This window comes from Kibdelosporangium banguiense (assembly GCF_017876405.1).
GTDB lineage: Bacteria > Actinomycetota > Actinomycetes > Mycobacteriales > Pseudonocardiaceae > Kibdelosporangium > Kibdelosporangium banguiense.
In genome coordinates this window covers 2,020,407-2,047,297 of record NZ_JAGINW010000001.1, presented here as the reverse complement: position 1 = coordinate 2,047,297, position 26,891 = coordinate 2,020,407, and the positions used below count along the sequence as shown (strand labels likewise).

Genomic DNA, 26,891 nt, shown 5'->3' with positions numbered 1-26,891 from the left:
GGCGGTCCTGGCTGGCCAGGACCGCCTTTTCGTTGGCCGGATCTTGCTCGCGGGCAACCCGGGTACTATCCGGGCCCAGGGCGGGAGGAGGCTCATGGGCGGCGTCTTCGTCAACTATCGAACCGGCGACGGGGACTGGGCCGCCACCTTTATCTCCCGGGAATTGGCCGCCGAGTTCGGCTCGGCGAACGTTTTCTTCGCCAGCAAGTCGATCCGGGTCGGCGAGGATTTTGTCATCCGGATTCTGGACCGGCTGCGCCAGTGTGAGGTGTTCCTGGCGGTGATCGGGCCGCGCTGGCTGACCGCCACCGACCGCAATGGCCGGCCCAGACTGGACAACCCGGAGGACTGGGTACGCCGGGAGATCCTGGCGGCCTTCCGGGGCGGGCTGCGGGTGATCCCGGTTTTCCTCGACGGGACGCCAGCGCTCAACGAGGCCGATCTGCCCGACGACATCAAGATGCTCGCCCGCTGCCAGTACCTGCGGCTGCACCACCGCAACGACGACCGGGACATCGCCCGCGTCCTCGACGAGCTCACCGAGATCCTGTCCGCGCGCGAAGCGCCGGCCGACGCCGCCACGCTGTTCAAAAAAGCGCTCGCCGATCGTGATCAAGCTGCTGCGGTGCGGGACATCTTCCAGGACACCACAAGCCAGACGCTCGAGGCGCTGCGTGAGGCGCGCTATCCCGTCAGCATGCCTCTCATGGCCGATCGGGAGGTTCCCGCGGCGCTCGCGGAGCGGATTGAGTCCTATCAGGACGATATGGCTCAGCTGCTCAGGTTCGCTGTACTCGGTGTGGCGTCAGGGATCTCCGACTACGACGCGTTGTGGGTACGGGCGGTCGAGCGATTGCTCAACAGGGCCGGCAGGCGTTCCCGTGGCGGGCCGTGGGCGGCGGCCGAGGCATATCCGACGCTGCTGCTCAGTTACGTGATCGGCATTGCCAGCGCGGCAAGCGGTCGTGACGAGGTGGCGTATCGTTCGCTCGTCCAGGCAACGGTGACCGCGTCCGGAACCCCGGCGATCCAGGCGTTGGCGCTTCGCAACGTCATCGATCCCAAGTATGTTGCCGAATTTCCGGAGTGGAACGGCGTCCGCCACTACCACGCGTTGAGCCGGCACGTGCGTGTGACATTGCGTCCCTTCTTCGCAGAGTTGCTGGACGACCATGAGTACGAAGCCGCGTTCGAGGAGTACGAGTATCTGAGAACGCTGCTCGAACTGCACGACATGGCTTTCTCGTCGCTGGGTGAGTTCGCGTTCCAGTTGTCCAAGGGACAGTCCAATGTCCACAAGCGAATGACCGCGCGATTGACTGCGGAATCCGCGGCGCTCAAGGCTGGAGCGTTCGATGGCGCGGTCGCCAACGTGACCACGGCCCGGCATCAGCTCGACGCTTCGATCCAGGGCCGGTACAGCTAGTTGCACGGAACGCCGAAACAGTTGAGCTGGTCGTTGGTGGAGATGTTCCCGCTGCCGACGACGTTGCCGGTCGCGTAGATTCCGTACCCCTTGTTGTCGCGTGTCTGGTTGTTGGAGACGGTGATCTGAGGGTCCTCGTCCCGGCTGTTGATGACGATTCCGCCGCGTTCGACCTGCCATGTCGGCGGTGCGTTGCCGTTGCGCTCGAAGATGTTGCCGGTGATTTCGATCGTTCCGCCGGAATAGCCCGAGAACGAGCTGCCGATCGACAGACCTATGGTGGGATTGTCGAAGAATCTGTTGCCGGAGACGACACCGTGCCCGCCGACGGCGAGACCGGGCGTCATCTCGGAGAACGTGTTCCCCGAGATGACAAACGACCCGTCACTGCCCAGTGAGGCCATCTGGCCGGTGAGCGGGCCTGGGTCGACCGTGTTCCCGGTGAATACCAGCGAACCGGACGGATTGAATCTGACCGGTCCGATCCGGTTGTCGCGGACGGTCGCCGTGCGGCATCCGTAACTGTTGATACCGGCGGGAAGGACGCTGTTGTCGATGGTCAGCGACCCGGTCTCCACTGTTTCGGTGCCCGCCAGGCATGACATGTCGCTCATTCGGAGAGTGCTGTCCACCACCGTGCAAGCGCTGCTCTTTCCGCAGTACGCCCGCGAGATCGGGGTCGCCGGGTGCGAATGATATTCCAATGTGGACTTACTGATCCGCGCGGTGGACTCGTTGTCGAAGACGAACGCCCACGTTCCGGTGAGATTCGTGTTCTCCAGCCGGATGTCGCGGGCATGGCTGCCGCGGATGTCCGCGCCGCGGTCGGGGGTCCCTTGGCCGGTGGATGACGAGGACAAAGTCGTCACGTTGGTGATGGTCACGCCGGTGACATCGGTCAGGCTGATGCCGTTCAGGAACTCCGTCAGCCGCCCGTTGCGGATCGTGACGTTCGTGACCCCAGGACCCTTGATCTCGATCGCAGTGTCCTTGCGGGTGGTGGCAGGGGTTTTGAGGGTGTGCCCGCCGAGGTCCAGCACGACGTTGCTCGCCGCGATGGTCACTCCTACGTCGTCACCGCAGTCCAGATCCGTGGTCAGCCGCGCGTCGGTCGTGAGGACGTCGCCGCAACGCACTACCGCAGGCGCGGGCGCGACAACGAACCGCAGTGTCTGCTGAACGCTGGCGGGCCCCGCCCGGACGGTGAGAGTCGCGGTGTAGGTGCCCGGATCAGTGAACGTGTGCTGGAACTCGGGACGGTTCGAGGTGGCCACGGAACCGCGCTCGCCCGTGACACGCCACTCCCAGGTCTCCGGCCGGGCCCCGCCCAGCTCAGCGCTGAACCAGGCCGGCACACCGGCCTGAGGTGCCTCCGGCCTGATGTTGATCTTGTTGATCAAGGGTGGTGTCCCGGCGGGTTCGATCACCACGGTCGCGGTGCTCACCGGGGCGGGCTGCCCGGTCTCGAAGGTGGCGGCCACGTTCACCGGGAACTCCCCGGGCCGGTCCCACCGGTGGCGCACAGTGGTGCCCGAGGCCTCCGATCCGTCCCCGAAAGTCCAGCGCGCGGCGGAGATTCCGTACCCGCCGGGCGACACGACGGACAGCTCGAGCTCCTCGCCGACCAGGCCCCGGTCGCGCGGCTTGATCACGATCGCCGTCGTCATCGGGCGTACCGGCGGGTCGGGTGTGCCGGGTCCTGGTCCCGCTGCCGGTGGCGCACTTGCTGAGGAACCTGGGGTCGGCACGGTCTGGCCGCCCGTCGCGCGGCTATCCGTGGCGTTGGTGGGGTGCACGTTGCCCGGATCGTCAGGGTTGTACTTGGAGACCGCACGCACACGCCCGTCGAGGTAAAGCACGCCCGCCTGGTCGCCGTCCGGGTTGTTGTAGAAGATCACCCCGTCCCGGGACAGCAGCTCGAACTTGATCGGGCTCGTGAACAGCTGCCGTTCCACGACGACCTGCATGGTCGTGAGATTGACGATCCAGACGCGGCCGGTCGCGTAGTCCGGCACGATCGCGTGGTTGTTCGTCTCGATGGCCGCACCGAAATCGCCGCCGCCCGAACCGAGCGGGATCGGTGCGGCGCACGACTCCGCGCCGAAGGTACAGACCATGAGCAGACCGCGGGACGCGACGGAGACCAGCAGCCTGCGCTGTTGCGGCGAACCGCTGACCGCGACCTTGTCGAGTGGCCGCAGATCCGCCTGCACCGACTCGACGACCTCACCGGTCTCCGGGTCGAGCAGTTCGGCCACCCGCCGGGTGAGGTCGAGCAGCGCGGGCCGGCCGGCGGCCAGGTTGAGCCGTGTCCGTTCCGGTGTCCCCGCGTGGGGACGGGCGTGCCGGACATCGCCGGCGAACCACACCAGGTCGCCGGACCGCTGGTCGAGCACCCAGAGCCGGCCGTCGTCGTCGACCGCCGAGGAATCCGAAGTCACTTGGGCGGCAAGCGATTGCGGCGTGCCACGAGGTGTCAGATCGACCGGGTCGACGGGTACAAGCAGGCCCCGGTTGGAGTCCAGGACGTACAGCGTATGGGCTGTCGGGAACGTGGTGAGCTGATCCCCGCTGGCGGCCAACGGGTTCGTCGGACGGCCGGGTTGCTGTGTCGCGCCGTCCACCCGGACAATGCTTCCGTCCCAACGGTTGAGCGCGTAACCCGTGGACCCGAGCTGTGTGGCGCGGATGGGACTGCCGGGCGCGGCGACCGGAACGCGAGCGGCCACTTCAGCGGAGGAGCCGTCCAGCAGCGTCAGTTGCCCGACTTTGTTGGACGCCAGCCATGCGGCTCCGCCGTGCAGACGTACCAACGGTGTCTGGTGAGCGCGATCCGAGCCCAGTACGACGACTCCCGCCAGGAAGACCAGGACCGCAGCCGTGCCCGCGAAGGTGCGCATTCGCTTGGTCCTGAACGCGTGTGCGATCCGGGTCAGCATGTGATCACCTGGCCCCCAGCCGTCGCAGGCTCTTGCGGCTCAGCCGGGCGTTGCGCCGGCCGGCCAGCAACGGCCTGGGATCGAGCCTCGCTCGCAACCATCGCAGGGAGAGCCTGCGCGGATGCAACCCGCGCCGCAGAGCCGTCTCCAATTGCCAGGCCTGTCGTGCGTCCTCATCGGTCAGTTGGCCTGGTGCGAACACGGCAGTGGTGGCCAATGGCGCCAGCCTGATCACAGGATCGCCTGCGGTGCCGAGGATTTCATGGGCGTGCGCGGCAGCCTCGTCCGCAGTGGCCGAGATCGGGCTGGTGACGCCGCGCTCGATCAGCCGGTCCGTCGCCTCCTGCCATGCGCCCAGCACCCGTGCGGAAGGACTGTCGCCTCTGCGTCGCCGCGAGCGACGGCGAGATTTCCCTGCGACGATGACCAAAGCCAAGACCCCGGACAAGGACACGAGACTGATCGCGGCGAACGCGGTGGTGCGAAGCACTCCGGCCCAGCCGTCACTTCCCTGACCTCGTGCGTCCGGCATCGGGCCGACGACTGGAGGCGCACCAGGCGGCGGATTGAGCTGCTGTGGCCCGGTGACCGGGCTGTCCGACCGGGTCCTCGGCTCGGTCGACGTCTGGGTGGCGTCGGTCGGTTCGAACGTCACCCAGCCGTAGCCGTCGAAGGCCACCTCGGCCCACGCGTGCGCATCGCTTGTGGTGACGGGGTGGATGCCACCGACGTTCGGCGGTAGCCGGTAGCCGACGACAACCCGGGCAGGGAAGCCGATCGCACGAGCCAGAACCGCGAAAGCTGCGGCGTGCTGCTCGGCGTAACCGGTTCGGTCGCGTGGCTCGGCTCCGATGAGGAGCCTGTTCAGCGCGCCCACGGAGTGCCCAGGATCGGAGTTGATGCTGTACGGCAGATTGCGCAGGTACCGCTCGATCGTGACCAGCTTGCCGTACGGAGTCGGTTGGTCAGCCGTTATTTCCCTTGCCAGTTCACGCAATCGGGTTGGCACACTGTTGGGCAGATCTGTGTAGTGCAGGAATTCCGATGTCGCACTGGGCAACGCGAGCGGCAGCCCGTCGTCACGAGCGCTGATCTCGCCTGTGACCGTGTAGCGCAACCCGCGTGGTGACGCAGCGGTGGTCGCCAGCACGCCGGAGCCGAGGCTGAAGCCGATCTCGTTGGTGTCGTCAGTCTTCTCCAGGCGGGACGGCCGCCCGACGACCGGCAGGTAAGGACCGCTGAGGCTGTCGATCTCGATGTGCGCGGACACGGACCTGGTCTTGGCCGTAGTCGAGGTCGCGGCCAGTTGACGGCCCGCGATCACGTACTGGTCGGTGGACGTCCACAACGTGCCGTCATAGTTGTCCAAGGCCGCGACTGTGACCCGGTCGGCCGACGGATCGCTCGGCTCGATGGTGAACAACCGCCTGGGCGGCTGCTCCCGGAGCTGGCTTTTCAAACCCGCCAACGGTGTCAGCGTGTCGGCGATGGACACGGGCAGCGTGTGCAGATCCCGCGGATCGAACCGGTCATCGCCGGAAGCCAGCGGCAGGAGCTGTCCGCCGAGGATGCCGAGGCCCACGATCGCGGCGACCACCGGTACCCCGAAGGCGAGACCGCTTCTCGTAGCGTGGGCCGTTCCAGTCTCAATCCTGTTGGTACGCAGCAAAATCAGCAGCAGCACCCCGCCCAGGAACACCATCGTGGGCGTGACCTGGACACCGAGCCTGTTACCGACGAACAGCAGCGCGATGACGAACGCGACCAGAGGCGGAGCCGCGGGCGCGAGCACCGAGCGAGTTCGTACGGCCAAGGTGGCGCTTGCGAACGCGGCCAGCCAAGCCACCAGTACAGGCGTGATGAGCAGGTCACCGCGGACATCGGCCGGTAGCCCGACCGTGAGCATGCGGGCCCACCCACCGATCACGCCCCATACGATTTCCGTGGCGGTCGCACGCGTCGGAGCGCCGTACGCAACGGTTTCGGTGAAGACGCCATAGGTCGCGAGCAGCAGGAAACCCACGCTCACCACAAGCAATGTGCGGGCGAGCGACCAGCCACGCGCCACCGCACCGACAAGCGCACCACCAACCGAGGCGATGCCCAGCGGCAGCAGGTACCCGTTGGACACGAAGAACTGGCCGTACAGCAGGCAGGCACCCAGAGTCGCCACTGCGGAACCGGCGACTTCGATGAGTACACGCCTGGTCATTGAGGCACCAGTTGGTTCCAGAGAGCAGCGAACCGGTCGCTCGTCGAGGCGTTGACCGCGATCACACCACGCGGCGCAGCTGTGGGTCGCTCGCTGATCTGGACCAGGCTCACGGTGAGAAACCGCTGGCCCAGCGAGGAAAGGATGTCGATGTCCCTGCTGGAGGCCCGGCCGGTGACCACGGCGAGCACAGTCCCGTCACTGCCGGCCAGTACGTCGTTGAGCAGATCGGCCAATGTGGACAGTCCAGGGTCGGCCGGCCCTGGTTCGGCGCCGGCCAGCAGATCCAACGCCCCGAGCTCGCTGTCGCCCGACGGTAGCGCGTCTTCGGCGGTCAGCCGCAGGTCGATGGGGAATGCTGCCTGGCTTGCGGCCGAACACAGGGATGCCGCGACACGTACGGCGTCCTCGAACGACGAGCCGGAGTACGGCTCGGAACTTGTGTCGAGCACGATGAGGTGCTGCGGCTCGTCGGGGATCACGTTGTGCCGCACGACAAGCGACCCCGTCCGGGCGGTGGACTTCCAGTCGATCAGCCGCCAGTCATCGCCGGGCTGGTAGTCGCGCAGGCTGTGGAACGCGATCCCGCCCTGCGGCGACCTGCTTGACGTGGGCCCTTCCATGTCACGCGGACCACCCAACGCAACCGGCACGACATGGTGAATCCGCGGATGCACATACAAGACAGACCCGCCACTGCACGGACTTCCGACATACATCAGCCGCAGCGGATCAGAGTGGCCGACCATAAGCGCGGGAATCGAGTACCGGCCGCGTCGGCCAGTCGGCAACGGATACGTCGTCTCGTGGCTCGCGCCTGCGGCAAGACTTGGCAGGGGCACAGTGACCCGCTGGTCAGCGACGGTTTCGGTGACCACAAGGGGAGGACTACGGCGCGTTCCGGTGTTCTTCACCGTCAACACGGCACGCGCTGGGTTTCCCTCGGTCACGCGATGCGGCCGGATTTCCCGTACCGCACCGATCTGTGGCCGCAGCAGCATCCAGAGCGCCGCGACCACCAGCGCGACCACTCCCGCCAGGCCGATCATGACCAGCTCGGGGTAGCCGGCCAGGATCCCGGCCGCCAGCAGGGCGACCGTCGAGATCCCCACCGCCGCACCGGTTCTGGTGAGCACGCGGCTCACACCCGCCCAGGCGCCCGGGGGACCGGCGCGCTGGCCAGGATCTCCTCGACGATCTCCTCGGCGCTCTGCTTCTGGATCCGAGCCTCCGCGGTCAGCAGGAGCCGGTGGTTCAACACGGGTGTCGCCACGGACTTCACGTCGTCCGCTGTCACGAACGACCGTCCCATCGAGATCGCGTACGCCTGAGCGGCGTTGGCCAGCGCGATGCTTCCGCGTGGACTGACTCCCAGTTTGACGTCCGGGTGGTTGCGGGTGGCGCGGGTGATCGTCGCGACGTAGCGCTGCAGTTCCGGCGAGACGTGCAGTTCCTGCACGGCCTGGATCATCAGGCGCAGATCGTCGAGCTCCATCACGGACCTGAGCTCTTCGGGCGTGCGGCGGGCGATCCCGTCGGCGATGACCGCGACCTCCTCGTCGAGGCCGGCCGGGTAGCCGATGGTGATCCGCATCATGAACCGGTCGAGCTGGGCCTCCGGCAGCGCGAACGTGCCCTGGTGCTCCAACGGGTTCTGGGTGGCGATGCACAGAAAGGGAAACGGCACCGGCCGTGGCTCACCGTCCACGGTGACCTGCCGTTCGGCCATCACCTCCAGCAGCGCCGACTGCGTCTTCGGGGATGCCCGGTTGATCTCGTCGCCGAGCAGGATGTTGGCGAACGCCGGGCCCTGGCGGAACTCGAACCGGCCACCGGCCTGGTCGAAGACGTGCACGCCGGTGACGTCGGAGGGCAGCAGGTCGGGGGTGAACTGGATGCGCTTGACCGTGGTCCCGGCCACCGACTGCGCGATCGCCTTGGCCAGCGACGTCTTCGCCACCCCGGGCACGTCCTCGATCAGCAGGTGGCCCTGGGCGAACAGGCAGACCAGAGCCAGGTGCACCTGGCGGGGTTTGCCCCGGATGAAATCGTCGATATTCCGGCTGACCTGCTGAAATCGCCGTTGGAAAATAGCCTCGTCCGGCACCGGTGACTGCCCCCTGCTTTCCCCGCTGGTGTTCTGCTCAGGCGACCGGCGCGTGTAGTGCCGCGGTCAGTCTGGGCTGCAGTTCACGCACAGTCTTGTGGGACGACCACCGGCTGAGCGTCCGGGCGAGCCTGCGCAGATCGAACCTGATCGTGGCGGAGTCGACGACTTCGGCACTGTCGAGCACCTGGTGGGACAGCTGGCATGCGTGGTCGACCTCGCCGGCGGCGGCATGCGCGAGCGCCTGCCGGGCACCGAACCGCGCATGTGCGCGACGCCCGTTCGCGGGCAGCCCGCCGAGTTCCCGGTCGAGCACTTCGGCGGCTTCGCGGGGACGGCCGAGGTCGTAGAGGCACCAGCCGGTGACGATCGGCCCCATGGACGTTCCTGCCTGGGCGCCCAGCACCATGCCGTCCGCAGTTTCGGCGGCCACAGAGGCAAGCAGCGTCTCGGCACGGTCCAGCGTCAGCCTGCACAGCCTGTCGGAGCCGGCCAGGGCATGTCCTTGGGCTTCGCGCAGTGCGGCCATGCCACGGATTCGGGTGGACGCGTTCGAGTCGGCCTGCGCTTGCTGCGCCAGGTCGACGGTCTCTATGGGGTCTTCGCGGTACAGCGCGATCAACGCGTGCCGGACCAGACTGTGCGCGGCCAGGTCGAGGTCACCCGCGGCGCCGGCCATGTCGACCGCGTTCTTCGTCCACCACATCGCGGCCTGGTCGTTGCCGGCTTCCTGCGTCATCCAGCCGGTGTACTCGGCATACCGGGACGCGAGCCGCAGATACCGTTCGCGGGCGGGGGACTGGGCCACCCGCGCCAGTTCGCGCAGGGTGTGGGTCTGGGCGATCAGCGACGGCAGCACCATCACCGGGCTCATCGTCTGGCCGAGCTTGCGGTGCTGTTCGAAGATCGTCTGGAAGGAGGCGATGGTCGTCTCCTGCTGCACCGCGGCCGAGGCGCGCCGATCGGAGAAGCCGAGGGTCAGCAGTGCCGCGCCGGACGCGAGCGCGTCCCTGCGTCGCACCGGGTTGAACCAGCTGGTTCCGCCCGAGTCCAGATTCATCGTCCACACCTCGCCCGTCCACGCCTCGTCCCGGCTGCCGGGGTCCGGTGTGCCGGGCTGGGTGAGCAGTGCGGCGAGTTTCCCGTCCGCTTCCAGTGCCGCGTCGCAGCGCCTGGCCAGGTCGCCACCGGCGGGCTTGACGCCGGTCTCGACCTTGCTGAGATATCCCTTGCTGTAGTGGACCCGCCTGGCTAGTTCCGACAGCGACAGTCCGGCCGCCAAACGCATACGCCGCAACTGTTCTGCGAACAGTCTGGACCGATCGTCCACATTCGCCCCAGGTGTTTCCCGTTTCCCATCAGCCAGTCGACGGTCAACCCCTCCCATCGCGTCCCCCTCCAACGCATGCTGGTTATGGGCCCACCAACGGGCGACAAAGGTTACCACGCGTGACCGTCTTTCAAGGTCTTCGTGACCGGCGGAACGGTGCCGCGGCAGCCTTGCCGGCCGTAGGCTGCAGCCCGACCCGAAAGGGGGGAACCAGGGGGGAACCTGGGGGGACTGCTGCCTGGCAGTCATGGTGGTCGGTGGTCCCAGCCGCCGGCCACCAACCACCCCCGCCCCGAACAGCATGAACAGTAGATTCCCCGGAAGTACTTTCTTGACCGGTGGACGGCGCGCGCACCTCGCCGCGTTTGCCGTGGCGATCACGCTCGGCCTCACCGGCACGGCAGGTCCGGCCATTGCCAAGCCGTTGACGGCCATGAACGCGCCGACGTTAACCCAATCGGATGTATCGGCTACGCCGGGTAGGTCATCCCAGGACGCCCCGGTGCCGCTGGAGGTCGAGGTCGCCTTCGACAAGTCCGGCTACCGGACCGGCGAACTGATCAAGGCCGTCGTCACCCTCAAGAACGTGGGCAACACAGGCATGATGCTCAACGGGTCGCTGATCCCCGAGGACCCGGGCAGCCTGATCCCACTGGACACCAGCGCCCAGTGGGGAGACCTGCAGGGCGCCGGAGTGCCGCTTGAGCCGGGCGCCACGCACACCGTCAACCTGTCCGGCTATCCCAAGAGCGCCCAGGCGACTCGGGTGCGGGTGCACGCCGTCGTGTTCGTCGAGGCGAATGGGAACGGCAAGCAGTTCGTCGCCGAAGCACCGGTGACCCTGATCCGTGGTGACGCCAGCGGCGTCGTCTACGGCGACATGGACGGCGATGGCGGGTTCGACGCGGGCGAAGAGCTGCCTGGCGTCAAACTCGTATGGGAGTACGCCAGCAACCCCGAGGAGCAGTACACGGCCACGTCCAACGGGGCCGGTGTGTTCACCTTCCCGGACCTCCCCACGACCAGGTACCGGACCGTGGACGCGGAGGTCAACGGCTGGAAGCTGCTGTCCGGCACGGTCGAGATCGGCCCGCAGGGCGCTGTGGGACTCCGGATCCGAGGCGTCCGCAACCTGACCGGCGTGCTGAAACCGGAGCTGAAGTTCACCAAGGACACCTACCAGCCCGGCGAGCTCGCGCAGGTCACGGTGTCGCTGACCAACGCCGGTGAGTACCCGCTGAGCGGGATTGTCGCCAACTGCAACCGGGGCGGGGCCGAAGGCGGGCTGCCCACCGGTCCGGGCTGGGGCGACCTGGACACCCTGGCCAAGGGCGTGACCCTGCCCCCGGGCCGGACAACGACGTTCGACGTCACCAGCACTGTGCCGCAGGGCGCGTACCGGATCGGCGCCGTGTCCGCCTGGTGCGACTTCGCCTATCAGGGCTACATGAGCTCGGACAACCTGCCGACCGCCAACGACACTGCCCTTGTGCCAGGCGGCCGCGGCGGGCTCCAGGTGACGGTCAGGAACAACCCCACCGGTGACGTCGAGACGGAGCACCCGGGCCTTCCCGGGGTGAAGGTGATCGTCGTCGACGACCGTGCCTGCAAGGTCGCTGAGAAGACGACCGACCAGCAGGGCGTCGCGGAGATCACCGGCCTGGCCGCGGGCGCGGCCAAGTACTCGCTGTACTACTACCCGCCGTCCGGTTCGATGATGAAATCGGAGAACCCGCAGACCATGGTGGACGTGTGGGCCGACAGCGTCCTACAGACCGGCGCCCAGGCCGCCCCGGGTGCGGGCGAGGTTCCGGGGCTGCCTGCGCCCTCGCCTGAATGCGGCCAGCCGCGGCCCTCTCCGCCGCGCAACAGCATCGTCGTGCCCTTCGGGCCACCAGACGAGCAGCTTGCCGGTGCGGGCGCCCAGGGCAAGGTGGTCGAGCTGGCGAAGACCGGCGCGGACGACGTGCTGGGGCTGAGCATCACCGGGATGACCTTGCTCCTGCTCGGTACCGGCGCGGTCGTGGCGACTCGTCGTCGCCGCGATCCGACCGGCTCGGATCGGTGATCTGAGCAGGACGGGGAAGAAGAGGGGCGGGCACCTCGGCGTGGAGCCCGCCCCTCTGCCCTGTCCGGAATCGCTTTCCGTCTACAGTGGACGGATCGCGGCCGGGTTCTTATCCACAGCTGTGCACGGGGTGTCCCATCCACACCTCCAATAACATCGGCCTCGGGATCGGACTCGGGTTGTCCACAGTTATCCCCAGTCATCCACAGGGTTGTCCACAGGTGGAAAAGTCTGTTGACCGGCGTGCGAGCCTGGAGTCATGACGAAGCGCAATCGGATGCAGGGTCGTGGTTCCCCGATGTGACAAGCACTGTCACGTGTCAGGGAGCCGCTCATCGCCGCGATGGGCGGCTTTTGTCTTTCCCGCGTGGTGTCAGCGGCAGCACAACCGACTGTTAATCGGTAAGGCCAGGTTCGAATCCTGGGTGTGTCACGAACGTGGAAGGAGCTTGGATGTAGGCAGAGTTCCCGAAGCGATGCCACGTGGAAGATGAAGGTTGTGGCCCTTCGGAGCCGCCCTGCGGGGGGAGGCTTCAAACCGCCTCATGCTGCGTTAGCTGAAGACTGTCGTGGTGAGCGATGAGGAAAAGGCATCAGATAGGTGTCAGGTAGGGATCAGGAAGACGAGCGCAAGCGAATCGCTGCTGACGTGTCGAAATCGAATCAGTTGACATCAAAACCGGGGTGTCCAGGAAATCCCGGGATGAGCCTGGCGGGTGCCCGTCGACTGGCCAGGTGGTGTCCGGCATGGAGGCGACGTGAGCCTGATCTGCTGCTTCCACGGGGAACGTGAGAAGGCTTGCCCCGACACTGCTGTCCCTTGTGGACGGCGAGAGGGAGAATTTCAAGCGGCTAAACCGTAAGAGACTGAGTACCGACGCGGGGTCGGCTGGCGGACCAGCTCGTAGTAGTGCCGAAGCCTCTGTAATGGAGGTGGAGCGAAGGGGCTGGGTCATCTGTGGTTCTGTTCTTTTAGTCAACCAGGCATGTGCCTGGGAGGAGCTACGTGAACAAACTGAAGTCGCAAGGCAGACCGTTTGATATCTCGAAGTGGGAGGTCTGGGAGGCCTTCCAGGAGGTGAGGAAGAACAAGGGAGCGCCAGGGGTGGACGGGCAGTCCATCGAGGAGTTCGAGGCCGATCTGAAGAACAATCTGTACAAGATCTGGAATCGCATGTCCTCGGGATCGTACTTTCCGCCTCCAGTGCTCGCGGTGGAAATTCCGAAGCAGCACGGTGGCGGGGTGCGCCTGTTGGGCGTGCCCACGGTCGCCGACAGGGTGGCACAGACTGTAGTGGCCCGTCATCTGGGAGAACGCGTGGAACCGGCGTTCCACGATGACTCCTGGGGGTACCGGCCGAAGCGGTCCGCCCTGCAAGCGGTGGAACGCTGCCGGAAGCGGTGTTGGAAGCGCGACTGGGTTATCGACCTCGATATCCAGAAGTTCTTCGACAGCGTCCGGTGGGATCTCATCGTCAAGGCTGTGGAAGCACACACCGACGCCAGTTGGGTGCTGCTGTATGTGAAACGGTGGCTTGCTGCCCCGTTGCAGCTCCCGGATGGTTCCTTGCAGGAGAGAGACCGGGGCACGCCGCAAGGATCGGCGGTCTCTCCCGTGCTGGCGAATCTGTTCATGCACTACGCGTTCGACATGTGGCTGACCCGGGAATTCCCGACGGTCGAGTTCGAGCGCTACGCCGATGACGCGGTAGTGCACTGCGTGAGCGAGCAGCAGGCCCGTGCGGTTCTGCGGGCGCTGAGGAACAGGATGGCCGAAGTCGGGCTGACGTTGCATCCCGACAAGACCAAGATCGTGTATTGCCAGGATGGGAAGAGGCGCGGTTCGTACGAACACACCTCTTTCACCTTCCTCGGTTATACGTTCCAGGCACGTGGTGCGCGGGATAAGAAGGGAGCGATGTTCCTGTCGTTCTCGCCTGCGATCAGCAAGGAAGCCTTGAAGAAGATCAGTGGTGAGGTCCGCAAGTGGGGGCTTCACCTGCGCGGCAATCACACCTTCTCGGGACTCGCCAAGGAGATCAATCCGATCGTGGCGGGTTGGATGCAGTATTACGGCCGGTTCTATCAGTCCAAGCTGTATCCGCTCTTGGGGCGCATCAACGCCTACTTGGTGCGCTGGATCCGCGACAAGTACAGACGGTTGGCGGCAGTCAAGAAGGCCCGCCAGTGCATTGAAGGGGTCACGCGTTCGTATCCCCGGCTGTTCGTGCACTGGAAATGGGTCACTTCTGTCTGGTGATCAAGGTGACAAGAGCCGTATGAACCGAGAGGTTCACGTACGGATCTGCGGGAGCCTGGGGCTGAGATGCCCCGGGCTACCCGACCGCGGGAGCACGCGCGCACGGTCCGGCGGCCACCTGGAGCTCATATCTCTGGGATGCCTGGTTCGACACCAGGGTGCGCGACCAACGAACGGCGGGTACCGCCTCACTCATGCGTACCCCTGAATGAAATGCATGCCGCCCACCCCTGCAGCGGCGGCACTATTCAGGAGGACCCATGAAGCTCCTCGCAACCATGCTCCTTATCACCGGTATCACGGTGGCGGGGCAGACCCCGGCACTGGCCGTCAAAGCGGCGCCGGACATCCCGGTGGCCAGTGTCCAGGCCCATCTCGCCGAGTTCCAACGCATCGCGACCGCCAACGGCGGCAACCGGGCGCACGGCCGGCCCGGCTACCAGGCTTCGCTCAACTACGTGAAGTCCAAATTGGACGCCGCGGGCTACCAGACCCGGATCCAGCAGTTCACCTCCAGCGGCGCCACCGGCTACAACCTGATCGCCGACTGGCCCGGCGGCGACGCCAACAACGTGATCATGGCCGGCGGGCACCTCGACAGCGTCAGCCGTGGCCCCGGCATCAACGACAACGGCTCCGGCTCGGCCGGGCTGCTCGAGGTCGCGCTGACGGTGGCCCGCCAGAACGTCAAGCCGCAGAAGCACCTGCGCTTCGGCTGGTGGGGCGCGGAAGAGCTCGGCCTGGTCGGCTCGACCTTCTACGTCAACAGCCTGAGCAGCGCCCAGCGCGGCTTGATCAAGGGGTACGTCAACTTCGACATGACCGGTTCGCCGAACCCGGGTTACTTCGTCTACTCCGCCTCGGGCCAGCCCACCGGCTCCAAGGCGATCGAGGACCTGCTTGAGGCGGGGTTCGCCGGCAAGAGCGTGCAAACCGAGCTGACCAGCGTCGGCGGCCGTTCCGACCACGCGGCGTTCGCGCGGGCGGGTATCCCGGTCGGTGGCACGTTCAGCGGCGCCGAGGTCCGCAAGACCGCGGCCCAGGCCCAGAAGTGGGGCGGCCAGTCCGGCGTCGCCTTCGACCGTTGCTACCACCAGGCCTGTGACACCACGAGCAACATCAACGCCACCTCGCTCGACCGGCACACCGATGTGATCGCTTACGCCCTGTATTCGCTGATAGGGGCCTGATGCGCGGGTGACGGGCACGTGATGAACTGATCGCGTGCTCGTCACCATCACTTACGTCCAGCAGACCGGCCTGGCTGATCTGAAGCCCGCGAAAGTGCCCGACGACGTGCAGGTCGTGCACGCTCAGGAGCCGTCGCCGGAGCTGCACCGGTTCTTCTACACCTCGGTCGGCGGCGACTGGCACTGGACCAGCCGGGTGACCTGGACCTGGCACCAATGGCAGGCCTGGGTGGCCCGGACCGGCGTCGAACTGTGGGCCGCCTATTACCGCGGCACGCCTGCGGGCTACGCGGTGCTGGCGGCCAAGGACGGCGAGGTCGAGATCGAGAACTTCGGCCTGCTGCCCGCGTTCATCGGCCGTGGCATCGGCGGCCACCTGCTGACCGAGGTCGTCCGCCGGGCGTGGGAAATCCCTGGCACGAACCGGGTCTGGCTGCACACGTGCACGCTCGACGGCCCGCACGCGTTGAAGAACTACCAGGCGCGCGGTTTCGTGCCGTACCGCACTGATCAGGAGGAAAGGCCTGACGCCGACAACCCGACGCCAGGTCCGTGGCCGGGAGCTAATCGCGAGGCGCCTCCTTCACCCGCGTGACCAGCTGAGTCGGGTTGACGAACCGCAACGCGACAAGCAGCAGCAACACCGTGGAAAGCATGTACACCACGGCGATCGCGTCCACGGTCTGATCGGCCCGGATTCCCGCACCGCTCTTGGCGGCGTACAGCGCGACCACGAGCGTTTCGCTGTCCGCGCCCGCGGTCAGGAACGTCAGCTCGAACATGCCCACGGTCCGCACGAGAACCATCACCGCACCGGCCAGGATCCCGGGCAGCAGCAACGGTCCGAGCACGCTGAACATGATCCTTGGCGTGCCCGCGCCCAATGTCCGGGCGGCATCCTCGACGCGCCGGTCGATCTGCTCGACGAACGGTGTCATGGTCAGCACCACGAAAGGCAGTGACGGCACCAGGTTCGCCAGCACCACGCCGGTCATGTTGCCGCCGAGTCCCCACTGGTACAGCAGGGTCGCCAGCGGGATGCCGTACGTGATCGGCGGCACGAGCAACGGCAGCAACAGCAACAGGCTGATGGCCTTCTTGCCGGGAAACGTCCGGCGCGCCAGCACATACGCGGCAGGCACGCCGAGCACCACGGAGAACAGCACCACGAGCAGCGCCACTTCCATGGTCACCAGCAGCGTGCTGCCCAGCCCGAACTCCGACCAGGTCTGCTCCCACCACTTGCCGGTGAACCCGGCCGGAAGCCACGTGCCCAGCCACACTGTGCCGAACGAGCTGACGAACACCGCGACGATCAACGCCAGCACGAACACCAGGAAGACCGCGACCCCGCCCCACGTCAGCCAGGCGGTGGGGGACAGGACCAGCCGTTTCCTCTCCTGAACAGCCGTCATCCCTTGCCTCCCGTGGCCGGCCCCCGGTACAGCAACGAACGCGCGCCGAGCACGAGAACGACGAACACCAGCTGGGCAGCGGCAAGCAGCATCGCGACGGCCGAACCCATCGACGGGTCAAGCCTTTCTTGCGCCTCCTGGTACGCGATCAACGCCAGTACCCGCGACGACCCCGATGGATCACCCAGCAGCACCGCTGAAGGGAACACCGAGAACGCCATCACGAAGTTCAGGCACAGCGTGACAGCCGCACCCGGCAACAACAGCGGGAAGATCACATACCTGAACCGTTGCCCGCGGGAGGCACCCAGCGTCGCCGCCGCGGACTCCAGTGACGGGTCGATTCCCGAGGCGTACGCCAGCATCAGCAGGAACGCGAACGGAAACCCGCTGACCACAAGGGAAAGGAACACACCCCACCAGTTGTTGGTCAGCCGGATGGGGTCGTCGATCAGCCCGATCCCGATCAGCGCCTTGTTCAGCCAGCCGGCTGGGCCCAGCACGTTGAGCATGCCGTCGGCGAGGAACACCGTGCCCAGGCTGACCGGCACGACCAGCGCCGCGGCCAGCAACCGGCGGCCCCGGAACGCGTGCCGCATCCGGACCGCGATCGGCACCGCGGCGAACACGTTCACGAACGTGGCCGGGACCGCGATCGCCAGCGTGTTCGACAGGCTGCTGAAGTAGTACGGATCGGAGAAGAACGCGCGGTAGTTGTCGAACGGGTTGTTGAACCGTTGCGGTGTCAGGGAAAGCTGGATTCCGAAGATGAACGGGTAGACGAACAGCACCAGCACCACGACGACCGAGGGCACGAGCAGCAACAGCCGCATGTCGATCCCGCGCTCGGCCAGCCGTAACCGCAGTGACGGTTTGATCGGTGGTTCGACCACCGGTTTGACAGCGGTGGCCGTCACGACGGGAACACCAGCAGCCGGTCGGGAGCGACGCCGACCTGGACCTTGTCGCCTGGTGACAAGGCTTCTGGGGACACCGCGTGCAAGGTGAGCCCGGACGCCGTCACGATCTGCAGCAGGAACTGGCGGCCGTGGTACTCGACGACTTCGACCGTCACGTCGAGCGCGTTTGTCGTCACCCCGGCCCGCAGGTCTTCCGGGCGGCACATCGCGATCGAGTCGCCGGACACCTCGGACGTGCTGGTCCAGGTCGCGTCCGCGAACGTGAACGAGTCCGTGCCCGCGATCTGGTTGCGGAATCCCATGAAGTCGGCGACGAACGGCGAAACCGGCTTCGCGTAGAGCTCCTCGGGCGTGCCGATCTGCTGGACCCGGCCGTCCTTCATCAGCACGAGCCGGTCGGCCAGCGACAACGCCTCCTCCTGGTCGTGCGTGACGTAGATCGTGGTCAGCCCGAGTTCCTGGTGCAGGCGCTTGATCTCGGTGCGCATCTCCAGCCGCAGCTTGGCGTCCAAGTTGGACAGTGGCTCGTCCATCAGGATCAACGGCGGCCGCAGCACGACCGCGCGGGCGATCGCGACTCGCTGCTGCTGGCCGCCCGACAGTTGCCCCGGATGCGAGCGCGCCAGGTGGTCCAGATGGACCAGCTCCAGCGCCTCGGTCACCCGGCTGCGGATCTCGGTCTTCGGCACGCCCCGCATCTTCAGGCCGAACGCGACATTGCGTTCCACCGAGAGATGCGGGAACAACGCGTAGTTCTGGAACACCATGCCGAAGCCACGGCGTTCCGCGGCGAGCGTGTCCACACGCTTGCCGTCGAGGGTGATCTGCCCCGCGGTCAGCGGAAGCAGCCCGGCGAGGCAGTTCAGCGCGGTCGACTTGCCGCAGCCGGACGGGCCGAGCAGGGCGATGAACTCGCCCCCGGTGATGGTGAGGCTCAACCCGTCCAGTGCCGCGACAGTGCCGAAGCTGCGGCTGACGCCCGCCAGTTCCAGCTTGGCGAGCTGCACTACTTCTTCACCTTGCTTCCGCCGATCTCCCGGTCCCAGCGCTCGAAGGCGGCGACCATCGAGGTCGCGTCCAGCGGCGTCTCGATCGGATTGCCCGAGATCAGCGACTCGTACTCCGGCCGGCCGAACTCGTTGATCGCCTTCTGGGACTCGGCCGGTGCCATCGACAGCGGCACGTCCTTGACCGCCGGGCCGGGGTAGAAGTAGCCCTGGTCGTACGTCTGCGCCTGGGCTTCCTTGGTGAGCATGTACTTCATCAGCTCGTAGAGCACATACCGCTTCTCCGGCGAGACGCCCTTGGGCACGACCATGTACTGCGCGTCGGCGACCCAGTGGAAACCTTGCAGTGCAGTGGTTTTCATCTCCTTGGGCACCTGGCCCAGCGCACGCGGGTTGATGTCCCAGCCGGTGGTCGAAGCGACCATGTCCCGGGTGCCCTGGGAGAGTTCCTTCATCACCGCGGACGTGCCCGCCGGGTAGTACTCGATGTACTTGCCGAGTTCGGTCAGGTAGGCCCAGGTCTTGTCCCAGCCCGCCTTGGGGTCCTTGGGGTTGCTGTCGCCCAGCAGGTACGGCAGGCCCATCAGGAAGGTCCGGCCGGGGCCGGAGTTGGCCGGCCGGGCGTACATCAGCTTGTTCGGGTTGGCCTTGGCCCAGGCCAGCAGTTCGTCCGGGGTCTTCGGTGGCGCGGGCACCTTGGCCGGGTTGTACTCCAGCAACGGCCCGGACGGGTAGTAGACGACGATGATCCCTTGGCCCTCAGCGATCTTCTGCATCCGCTGGGCGGGTTCCTGCAGGGTGTCCTCGTAGTTGCCGAGCACCGGCTTGGCGTTGTCGCCGACCTTCTCCCACAGATTCTTGGACGCACCCGCCGCCAGTGCGTCCGTGCCGGTGAGCACGAGGTCGATCTCCACGCGGCCGGCCTTCTGCTGCGCGTCGATCTTGCCAGGCAGCTCCGGGGCGGTGGACCGGGTGAACTCCACGCTGGAGACCAGGTCCTTGTGCTCGTCGCGGAACTTCTCGATCGCCTTCTGGGTCAGCTGCAGGTTGCCTGCCACGTCGGCGACGGTGAGCTTGACCGGCTGATCGGGTTTCTTGACCGGCTCAGCCGTGCCGGTCTGTTGCTGTTGCGCAGGTCCTGGCTGTTTCTCCTCCGGCGCACCGCAGGACACCGCCAACAACGCGGCGCAGCTGATGGCCAGTAACAGCTTCGTCCTCATGGCTCTCCTCACGGCATCGGCGCCGCGTGACGCCCGTCACTTCCGCCCTCGGGGATCATGTCGACAAGCCGGGTGTCACGTCAAGGGATACATCGGATGAATACGTTTACAGCTGTTACAACACTACTGGCCGTCGCCGTCGGGCGCCATCCCCTGACTGGCCTGTTCGCCCGCCGAATAATCGTTGGACCCGCCGCGGGAATTGCGTCATAGTTATTCATGTCAGAGCGGAAGGAGGAAGCAGGAAATGAACGCGAAGCGTTATCTCGATGATGACCGTGACATGTGCTTCCGCGCAGGTCAGGACGGCTCCACGCGTTAGTCTCCACTAACGCGGGAGCCGCCGGTCGGAATTCCGACACGGCGGCTTTCTTTTTGACCGTCCACCGTTTCTGGTCCTCGTAGCTCAGTTGGATAGAGCGCGGCGCTACGACCGCCGAGGTCCGAGGTTCGAGTCCTCGCGGGGACGCCACCTGGCATGGCAGGTGAGGTGGAGTACCGAGTTGGGGCGGGCAACCCCTGTCTCGGGTTGTTTCAACACAGTGGGGTGCTGGTGGGGGTGGGTCCGTGCACCCACCCCCACACAAACCAGCTAGCTCGCGATGTCCCTGCGCCGGAATCCGGCCACTCCCACGGCCATCAACGCGATCGCCACGACCGACAGCCACACCAGCGGTCCTGCCGTCACGTCACCCAGCAGCTTCGGCACGTGGGTGAACGGCGAGACGTCCATCAGCCACTGCGGCGCCTGTAGCAGCGGGCCGAGCTGACCGAGCAGGTAGAACACCGTCAACGCCGCCCAGCTGCCGATCACGAACCGCGGCGCCAGCCCGAACAACACCATCGCGATCCCGGCGACCACCAGTGTTGCCGGCAGTTGCATCAGCGCGGCCTGGAACACAGTGCCCAGCTGCCCGCCGACGTCGCCGACTGAGATGCCGTACGAGATCCCCAGGCCCAGTCCGGCGGCCACCAGCATGACCAGCGCCCCGACCGCGGCGAACACCAGGTGGCTCAGGGCCCATCGGGTCCGGCTGACACCGGTCGCCAGCACCGGTTCGGCGCGGACGCTGGTCTCCTCGGATCGCAGCCGGAGCGTCGCCGACACCGCGTACGCGGACGCGACGAAGGCGATCAGGCCCAGTATCGCGCTCATGAACGCGTCGACGAGTGCCGCCGTGCCGCCCATCTGCGCGACGATCTCGGCAACCTGAGGGTTGTCCTTGACCAGGTCTGTCGCACTGTTGGCGATCGAGCCGAACATGACGCCCAGCAACACGAACGCCACCAGCCAGCCGGTCAGGGCGATCCGGTGCAGCCGCCAGGCGAGCCCGAACGGCCCGCTCAGACCCTGGCTCGCGTCGGCCGGGCCCGGCCTCGGCGGCACCAGGCCGGCGCCGTGGTCCCGCCGTGCGACCAACGCGAACGCCACGCCGACAAGCACAACGGCCAGCGCGAGCATGAGAACCAATATCCACCAACGGTTCTCGGCGTACGCGTGCACCTTTTGCAGCCAGCCCACCGGTGACAGCCAGCTCAACCAGCTTGGCCCGCCGTCGCCGCTCGCGTCGCCGACCATCCGCAGGACGAACGCGACACCGAGCACCGCGACGGAAATCGCTGTCACAGTTCGCGCGTTCTCGGCCAGTTGTGCTGCCGCGGCAGCGACTCCGGCGAAGACGAGCCCGGTGAACCCGAGTGCGAAACCGGCCGCGAACGATCCGTCCGCGGGCAGGCCCTGCCCGGTCAGGCCGAGTGCGATCAGCACTGCCACGACCATGTTCGCGCCCGCGGCGATGATCAGTGCGGCCACCATGGGCGCGTGCCTGCCGACCACGGTGGCCCCGATAAGCTCCAGCCGGCCGGCTTCCTCGTCCTGCCGGGTGTGCCGGTTGACGGTCATGATGCTCATCAGGGCGACCAGCAATGCGCCGGTGATGGCCATTCGCCACATCGTCACGGCACCCAGTGAGGTGTCGTAGACCTGGCCGTAGATCGCCTGCATCGCCGGGTTGGTGCCGATGGTGGTCGCGATCAGCTGCCGGGACGCCTCGGTCGGGTACAGATCCTTCACCGAGGTCGCGGTGACGAGCACCAGACCGGCGCTCACCACGATCCAGACCGGCAGCCGGACCCGGTCCAGCCGCAGGGCCAGCCGGATCAGCGAACCGGTGCCTGCCAGGGCGCTCATCGCAGGTCGTCCTCGTAGTGACGCAGGAAGAGCTCCTCGAGCGTCGGCGGCTGGCTGGTCAGCGACTGGATCCCGAACAACGTCAGGTGTTTCAGCGCGCCGTCGAGCTGCGCGGTGTCCACTTCGAACTTGACGTGGTGGTCACGCACAGTCAAATCGTGGACCCCAGGCATATCCCCGAGGCCGGTCGGCTCGTTGGACAGGTCAGCCTGGATAGAGGTTCTGGTGAGGTGCCGGAGTTCAGAGAGTGTGCCCGTCTCGACTGTGCGGCCGTTGCGGATGATGCTGACGCGGTCACACAGTGCCTCGACCTCGGAGAGGATGTGGCTGGACAGCAGTACTGTCCGGTTGCGCTGCTTCTCCTCCTCGATGCACTCGCGGAACATCGCCTCCATCAACGGGTCGAAACCGGAGGTCGGCTCGTCCAGCACCAGCAGCTCGACATCCGACGACAGCGCCGCGACCAGCGCGACCTTCTGCCGGTTGCCCTTGGAGTACGTGCGCCCCTTCTTGGTGGGGTCGAGTTCGAAGCGCTCCAGCAGCACAGCCTTGCGCTTGGGATCCAGGCCGCCCCGCAGCCTGCCCAGCAGGTCGATGACCTCGCCGCCGGACAGAGTCGGCCAGAGAGTGACGTCGCCGGGCACGTAGGCCAGCCGGCGGTGCAGTTCGGCGGCCTGCCCCCACGGATCGCCGCCGAGCAGCTGGGCGGTGCCCGCGTCGGCACGCAGCAGGCCCAGCAGGACACGAATTGTGGTCGACTTGCCGGCCCCGTTCGGGCCGAGGAAGCCGTGTACCTCCCCCGCGCTGACGGTCAGGTTGAGACCGTCCAGCGCACGCGTCCGGCCGAACGTCTTCACCAGGCCGGACACGGATATCGCATGTGTCATGCATCAGAAGCTACACTTCGTTCACAAAATCATGAAGTTAAGAAAGCGTATAAAGTTACGTGTACTAACCAAATCCCGGGAGAGGATGAGCCGGTGAGCGAGGCGCAAGAGCAAGAGCGGGATCAGGCCGCCGTGTTGAAGTTCATCGAACGCTTCGCGGGTCATCTCGCCGACGCCGGCATGCAACGGATGGCAGCCCGGGTGTTCGTGGCACTGCTGTGTGCCGACAACGGCCGGCTCTCGGCCACCGACATGGCCGAACAGCTGCAGGTCAGCCCGGCGGCGATCTCCGGTGCGGTGCGATATCTCGGCCAGGTCGACATGATCGAGCGGGAACGTGAGCCGGGGTCGCGGCGCGACTACTACGTCGTGCAGGACAACCTCTGGTACGAGATGATCACCCGGCGTGATCAGGTCATGCACCGGTGGCAGGCCACCATCCGCGACGGCGTCGAAGTGCTCGGCGATGAGACACCGGCGGGTCTGCGCTGGAAGGAGACTGTCGAGTTCTTCGAGTACCTGCACGAGGAAATGCCGTTGCTGATGGACCGGTGGCGCCAGCGTCGCGCAGAGTTACATCGAAAGTGGGGGCTCACGGACTAGGCGGTCCAGCGGCTAGTTTCACGGCATGACGATCACTTCGAGCCAACCGGACGCACTGGCTGACGAGCTGATGCGAATGGGCTTCGACCGCGAACCGGTCAGTGCGACGCTGTATGGGATCCCCGGCTACGACGCACTGATCGGTGACCCGTCGGCCGCCGCCGACGAAGCCGCCCGCGCGCAGGCGCTCGACGTGATCGAACGGGCCGGTACGGTCGATCGGTCCGGATTGTCCGAACAAGACGCGATCACCCTGGCCGTGGTCAGCCAGCAGGCCAGGTCCACGGTGGACCGGATCGAGTCGAAGATGGCCGAGTACACGATCACGGATCTGTTCATCGGCGCGGCGTCCGGGCTGCTGACCATGCTGCCGATGACCGCGTTGGCCAACGACGACCGCGCACAGGACTACCTGACGAGGCTGCGTGCCGTGCCCGGATATCTGGCGGCCACGGCCGAGCGGCACCGGGAAGGCGTCGCGGCCGGTCGTGTTCCCGTCGAGCACCTGGTGAACGGCGCGATTGCGCACCTTGACCGCTACCTGGCCGACCCGCAGGCCGATGCGCTGCGCCGCCCGCAGCCGCCACAGGACGCCGAGTCCTTTGTGGCAGAACGGGATCGTTTGCTTGAAGAGGTTGTCCGGCCCGCGTTCGGGGCGTATCGCGACACGCTGGCCAACGAGATCGTCCAGCACGCACGGTCGGCCGGGAAAGTAGGCCTGACCTGGCTGCCTGATGGCGACGAGCTATACCAGCGGCTGTCGCGTGTGCACACCACGACCGACCGGACGGCCGAGGACCTGCACCAGACCGGCCTGGATCTGATCGCCTCGCTGTCGGAGGAGTTCGCCGAGGTCGGCTCGCGCGTGTTCGGCACCTCGAACGTGCAGGAGATCTTCGACCGGCTGCGCAACGATCCCGCGTTGCGCTGGAACTCCGAAGAGGAGTTGTTGTCGGCGGCCAGGGAGGCCATCGAGCGTGCCGAAGCCGAGGCGCCGCGCTGGTTCGGGCACACCCCGTCACACAGCTGCAAGGTCGAGCCCGTGCCCGCCGCGGAGGCCCCGGGCGCGCCGATGGCGTACTACATGCCGCCCGCATTGGACGGTTCCCGGGCGGGCACATACTTCGCCAATACGTATCAGCCGGGGGAACGCCACCGGCATGTCGCCGAGGTGACCGCGTTCCACGAGGCCGTTCCGGGACATCATTTCCAGCTCACCATCGCCGGTGAACAGACTGATCTGCCATTGCTGCGCCGGCTGGCCGACGTCAACGCGTATACCGAGGGCTGGGGCCTGTACTGCGAGCGCCTGGCCGAGGAAATGGGTCTTTACTCCGGGGACATCGCCAGGCTGGGCATGCTCTCGATGGACGCGGTGCGGGCGGGCCGGCTCGTGGTGGACACCGGGATGCACGCCAAGGGCTGGTCACGCGGTCAGGCCGTGGACTACATGGCCGAGCACGTGCCGATGCCGGCGCTGGAGATCAATACCGAAGTCGATCGTTATATCGCCTATCCCGGCCAGGCGTTGTCCTACATGGTCGGCCGGTTGGAGATCCAGCGAATCCGGGCCGCCGCACAGCAAACTCTGGGTGACCGATTTGATATTCGAACGTTCCACGATCTGGTGATCGGTAGTGGCCCGTTGCCGCTGACTGTGCTTGACCAGGTGGTTACCGATTGGGCCAGTCGCTAGCCAGACCCCCGATTTTGCCCCTCTTTCGGGGTGGATAGAGTCACCGCCGCTATCGGTAGATGCACGCCTGGTGGTTGCTCGAACACCCAGAAGTAGGACGGGGCCTGGATGTTCGGCCAGCCACGCCAAATGGTCAGTAGCAACACGGGGTAGCTGGGGCACAACCTAATGAGGGAGCACCAATCGTGAGTCGGGTGAAGAAGCTGCGCGCCGGCGCGGCTCTGGTCGGCGTGACCGCCATGGCTTTGCTGTCGTCGGTGGCGCCTGCGGCGGCGACCGACGGGGTCACCGGGAAGCTGGACGAGTCCAAGAACCAGAACGGCTACGGGATCATCATCAGCGGCTTCGAGAAGCCGATGCCGACCAAGCTGTTCGGGTTCACCGTGGGTGACTCGACGCTGAACACCTACTGCGTCGATGTCCACACGCCGGTCGTCACCAAGGACCACCCCGGCTACGTCGAGACCGGCTGGGACAAGCACCCCCAGGAAGGCTCGTCCTTCAACAAGAACAGCGCGTTCATCAACTGGGTGCTGCACAAGGGCTTCCCCGCGACCGACCTGGAGAAGCTGGAGAAGGCTTCCGGCGCGAAGGACAAGCTGACCAAAGAAGAGGCCATCACCGGCACTCAGGCCGCGCTCTGGACGTACAGCGACGACGTCAAGATCAACCGTGAGAACCCGGTGCCGGACAACAAGGACTCGGCCGCCGACGTCCTGGCCGTCTACGACTACCTGACCGGCAAGGACAACGTCGGCATCGGCGCCGCGCCCAAGCCGGTGCTCACGCTCGATCCCGCCAAGCTGACCGGCAAGCCCGACAGCCTGATCGGCCCATTCGTCGTCACCACCAGCGCGAGCGACGTGTCCATCGCCGCGAAGCTGCCGGATGGCGTCATCCTCAGCGACAAGGACGGCAAAGAGCTCAAGAAGGCCGACGTGGCCACCAAGATCCAGCAGCTGGACAAGTACGAGTTCTACGTCAAGGTGCCCGCGAACATCGCCACCGGCAAGGTCGAGTTCTCCATCGCCGGGCAGAGCGAGTTCTCCCTGGGCCGGCTATTCGTGACCCAAGATGCGAAGAAGAAGACCCAGTCGATGATCCTGGCGACTTCCAAGACCGTGAAGCTGGACGCCAACGGTGTGGCGGAGTGGGCCTCCGCGCCTGCGGCGCCGCAGCCCAAGAAGGCCAACAATGAGCTGGCCAACACCGGCGCCTCGATCCTGACGCCGATCCTGATCGGTGTCGTGCTCGTCGGTGCGGGTGTGGGTGCGCTGGTCTTCCAGCGCCGCCGCCGCGCGTGAATTAGCTAGCACTCCAGGCCCGATGGCACGTCCATCGGGCCTGGTTTTGTTTAGATGGCCTGGTGCCCGCGGCGAGCAAGGACCTCCGAGCTCCACATTGGCTTGTGCAGTTGCTG

The 26,891-nt window shown here is 66.4% G+C and carries 19 protein-coding genes and 2 tRNA genes; 10 read left to right on the top strand and 11 right to left on the bottom strand.

Annotation, left to right across the window (positions count from 1 at the left end):
* Positions 1-94: 94 nt before the first annotated feature.
* A complete protein-coding gene (locus JOF56_RS09765) occupies positions 95-1,426 on the top strand; it encodes a toll/interleukin-1 receptor domain-containing protein (protein WP_209636536.1) in 1,332 nt (443 codons plus the stop codon).
* On the opposite strand, the gene JOF56_RS09760 is transcribed toward JOF56_RS09765, so the two are convergent.
* Genes JOF56_RS09760 through JOF56_RS09740 form a run of 5 tightly spaced genes read right to left on the bottom strand, consistent with a single transcriptional unit; the run spans position 1,423 to position 9,972 of the window.
* Complete coding sequence (locus JOF56_RS09760; RefSeq protein ID WP_209636534.1) at positions 1,423-4,365, bottom strand: right-handed parallel beta-helix repeat-containing protein; 2,943 nt, start codon at positions 4,363-4,365, stop codon at positions 1,423-1,425. The two genes, JOF56_RS09765 and JOF56_RS09760, sit on opposite strands and share 4 nt — an antisense overlap.
* 4 nt (positions 4,366-4,369) lie before the next feature.
* On the bottom strand, positions 4,370-6,577 hold the full coding sequence (locus JOF56_RS09755) for a transglutaminase TgpA family protein (protein ID WP_209636532.1): 2,208 nt from the start codon (positions 6,575-6,577) through the stop codon (positions 4,370-4,372).
* Positions 6,574-7,713, bottom strand: a complete 1,140-nt coding sequence (locus JOF56_RS09750) for a DUF58 domain-containing protein (RefSeq protein WP_307855010.1) — start codon at positions 7,711-7,713, stop codon at positions 6,574-6,576. The genes JOF56_RS09755 and JOF56_RS09750 overlap by 4 nt, the downstream gene beginning before the upstream one ends.
* A gap of 5 nt (positions 7,714-7,718) precedes the next feature.
* Positions 7,719-8,684 carry an AAA family ATPase gene (locus JOF56_RS60030; RefSeq protein WP_307855009.1) on the bottom strand — a complete coding sequence of 322 codons (966 nt, stop codon included), beginning with the start codon at positions 8,682-8,684 and terminating at the stop codon, positions 7,719-7,721.
* Positions 8,685-8,721: 37 nt separating this feature from the next.
* Positions 8,722-9,972, bottom strand: a complete 1,251-nt coding sequence (locus JOF56_RS09740; RefSeq protein WP_245378214.1) for a helix-turn-helix domain-containing protein — start codon at positions 9,970-9,972, stop codon at positions 8,722-8,724.
* 373 nt (positions 9,973-10,345) lie between these two features.
* Between JOF56_RS09740 and JOF56_RS09735 the strand changes: the two genes are divergently transcribed.
* From JOF56_RS09735 to JOF56_RS09715, 5 genes are all read left to right on the top strand, one after another.
* Positions 10,346-12,082 (top strand): LPXTG cell wall anchor domain-containing protein, encoded by a 1,737-nt coding sequence (locus JOF56_RS09735; protein ID WP_209636528.1) that lies wholly within the window; start codon positions 10,346-10,348, stop codon positions 12,080-12,082.
* Positions 12,083-12,450: 368 nt separating this feature from the next.
* Positions 12,451-12,508: transfer RNA gene (locus tag JOF56_RS09730), tRNA-Asn, on the top strand.
* Positions 12,509-13,088: 580 nt separating this feature from the next.
* A complete protein-coding gene (gene ltrA, locus JOF56_RS09725) occupies positions 13,089-14,342 on the top strand; it encodes a group II intron reverse transcriptase/maturase (protein WP_307855008.1) in 1,254 nt (417 codons plus the stop codon).
* A gap of 260 nt (positions 14,343-14,602) precedes the next feature.
* On the top strand, positions 14,603-15,532 hold the full coding sequence (locus tag JOF56_RS09720; protein ID WP_209636526.1) for a M28 family metallopeptidase: 930 nt from the start codon (positions 14,603-14,605) through the stop codon (positions 15,530-15,532).
* Between the two features lie 34 nt (positions 15,533-15,566).
* Complete coding sequence (locus JOF56_RS09715) at positions 15,567-16,127, top strand: GNAT family N-acetyltransferase (protein ID WP_209636525.1); 561 nt, start codon at positions 15,567-15,569, stop codon at positions 16,125-16,127.
* On the opposite strand, the gene JOF56_RS09710 is transcribed toward JOF56_RS09715, so the two are convergent.
* From JOF56_RS09710 to JOF56_RS09695, 4 genes are read right to left on the bottom strand one after another with little or no spacing between them, the layout of a single operon-like run.
* Positions 16,096-16,947 carry an ABC transporter permease gene (locus JOF56_RS09710; RefSeq protein ID WP_209636523.1) on the bottom strand — a complete coding sequence of 284 codons (852 nt, stop codon included), beginning with the start codon at positions 16,945-16,947 and terminating at the stop codon, positions 16,096-16,098. The two genes, JOF56_RS09715 and JOF56_RS09710, sit on opposite strands and share 32 nt — an antisense overlap.
* Positions 16,944-17,864 carry an ABC transporter permease gene (locus JOF56_RS09705; protein ID WP_307855007.1) on the bottom strand — a complete coding sequence of 307 codons (921 nt, stop codon included), beginning with the start codon at positions 17,862-17,864 and terminating at the stop codon, positions 16,944-16,946. The genes JOF56_RS09710 and JOF56_RS09705 overlap by 4 nt, the downstream gene beginning before the upstream one ends.
* The gene (locus tag JOF56_RS09700; protein WP_209636521.1) at positions 17,861-18,874 is read right to left on the bottom strand and encodes an ABC transporter ATP-binding protein; all 1,014 of its coding nucleotides are present in this window, start codon (positions 18,872-18,874) and stop codon (positions 17,861-17,863) included. Before JOF56_RS09700 ends, JOF56_RS09705 begins: the two co-directional genes overlap by 4 nt.
* Entirely contained in the window at positions 18,874-20,094 is a 1,221-nt protein-coding gene (locus tag JOF56_RS09695) for an ABC transporter substrate-binding protein (RefSeq protein WP_209636519.1), read from the bottom strand. Before JOF56_RS09695 ends, JOF56_RS09700 begins: the two co-directional genes overlap by 1 nt.
* A 395-nt stretch (positions 20,095-20,489) precedes the next feature.
* Between JOF56_RS09695 and JOF56_RS09690 the strand changes: the two genes are divergently transcribed.
* Positions 20,490-20,566, top strand: a tRNA-Arg gene (locus tag JOF56_RS09690).
* A 120-nt stretch (positions 20,567-20,686) separates the two neighbouring features.
* Here JOF56_RS09690 and JOF56_RS09685 read toward each other — a convergent pair.
* Both JOF56_RS09685 and JOF56_RS09680 read right to left on the bottom strand, forming a co-directional pair.
* Complete coding sequence (locus tag JOF56_RS09685; RefSeq protein WP_209636517.1) at positions 20,687-22,285, bottom strand: ABC transporter permease; 1,599 nt, start codon at positions 22,283-22,285, stop codon at positions 20,687-20,689.
* Positions 22,282-23,172 carry an ABC transporter ATP-binding protein gene (locus JOF56_RS09680; protein WP_209636513.1) on the bottom strand — a complete coding sequence of 297 codons (891 nt, stop codon included), beginning with the start codon at positions 23,170-23,172 and terminating at the stop codon, positions 22,282-22,284. Before JOF56_RS09680 ends, JOF56_RS09685 begins: the two co-directional genes overlap by 4 nt.
* A gap of 93 nt (positions 23,173-23,265) precedes the next feature.
* On the opposite strand from JOF56_RS09680, the gene JOF56_RS09675 reads away from it, so the two are divergent.
* The 3 genes from JOF56_RS09675 to JOF56_RS09665 all read left to right on the top strand — a co-directional run bounded on the left by JOF56_RS09675 (position 23,266) and on the right by JOF56_RS09665 (position 26,775).
* Entirely contained in the window at positions 23,266-23,775 is a 510-nt protein-coding gene (locus JOF56_RS09675; protein WP_307855006.1) for a GbsR/MarR family transcriptional regulator, read from the top strand.
* A 25-nt stretch (positions 23,776-23,800) separates the two neighbouring features.
* Positions 23,801-25,471: a DUF885 domain-containing protein gene (locus tag JOF56_RS09670; RefSeq protein WP_209636509.1), complete on the top strand. Its 1,671-nt coding sequence runs from the start codon at positions 23,801-23,803 to the stop codon at positions 25,469-25,471.
* Positions 25,472-25,656: 185 nt separating this feature from the next.
* The gene (locus JOF56_RS09665) at positions 25,657-26,775 is read left to right on the top strand and encodes a thioester domain-containing protein (RefSeq protein WP_209636507.1); all 1,119 of its coding nucleotides are present in this window, start codon (positions 25,657-25,659) and stop codon (positions 26,773-26,775) included.
* Positions 26,776-26,891 lie beyond the last annotated feature (116 nt).